Annotated in this window: 2 protein-coding genes; both read left to right on the top strand. The window is 74.1% G+C overall.

Annotated elements, in window-relative coordinates; all coding sequences use genetic code 11:
- Positions 1 to 69: 69 nt before the first annotated feature.
- Positions 70 to 279, top strand: a complete 210-nt coding sequence (locus tag B7L92_RS38335) for an acyl-CoA carboxylase epsilon subunit (protein WP_081241661.1) — start codon at positions 70 to 72, stop codon at positions 277 to 279.
- A gap of 55 nt (positions 280 to 334) precedes the next feature.
- On the top strand, positions 335 to 799 hold the full coding sequence (locus tag B7L92_RS38330) for a cobalamin B12-binding domain-containing protein (protein ID WP_081241660.1): 465 nt from the start codon (positions 335 to 337) through the stop codon (positions 797 to 799).
- The last annotated feature ends 22 nt before the right edge of the window (positions 800 to 821 follow it).

Below are 821 nucleotides of genomic sequence, written 5' to 3'. Positions count from 1 at the left end.
CAGCTGCGCACCAAGCGGGCCACGCTGCCGCCGAAGAAGCACGGCAACATCCCCCTGTGAGGAGCCGACGTGACCATCAGGATCGTCCGGGGCAATCCGACCCCGGAGGAGCTGGCCGCCGCCCTGGCGGTGGTCCGCGCCCGCGCCGCGGCGGCGTTCGCCGCGGCGCCCGGCGCGGCCGCGCCGCGCGATGCCTGGTCCGATCCGGCCCGCCTGGCGGCCGGCCGGCTGCCCGCGCCGGGGCCGGCCGCCTGGACCCGCACCTACTGGCCGAGCTGAACCGGCACGACCGCGCCTCCCTCGCCCGCCCCCGAACCATCCGATCGGAGAGACCATGAACGTCCTGCACCAGCGGACGGAGCGCGCCGGTTCCCCGCCGGCACCGCGCGCCCGAGTGGTGATCGCCAAGCCCGGGCTCGACGGCCATGACCGTGGCGCCAAGGTCATCGCCCGCGCCCTGCGCGACGCCGGCTACGAGGTGATCTACACCGGACTGCACCAGACCCCCGAACAGATCGTCGCCACCGTCGTCTCCGAGGACGCCCCGATCCTGGGACTCTCCATCCTCTCCGGCGCACACCTGACGATCGTCGAGAAGGTGCTCCACCTGCTGGCGCAGGAGGACGCGGGTGACACCCGCGTCCTCGTCGGCGGCATCATCCCGGACGCCGACGTCCACGCCCTTCGGGCCATGGGCGCCGACGCCGTCTTCACCCCCGGAGCGGACATCCGCGGGATCGTCGAGGCCGTCGACCGGCTCGACGTCACCTCGGGCGCACCCCTGGAGTCGGCGTGCTGACCAAGGTGCTCATCGCCAATCG

Origin of the sequence: Streptomyces viridosporus, assembly GCF_002078235.1 — a bacterium.
Lineage (GTDB): Bacteria > Actinomycetota > Actinomycetes > Streptomycetales > Streptomycetaceae > Streptomyces > Streptomyces viridosporus.
Note: the sequence above shows the minus strand (reverse complement) of the source record. Positions and strands in the feature narration are given on the sequence as shown.

What these genes read in the sequence shown, in the direction of transcription:
- B7L92_RS38330 (WP_081241660.1), top strand. Translation starts at nt 335, where the DNA reads ATGAACGTCCTGCACCAGCGGACGGAGCGCGCCGGTTCCCCGCCGGCA.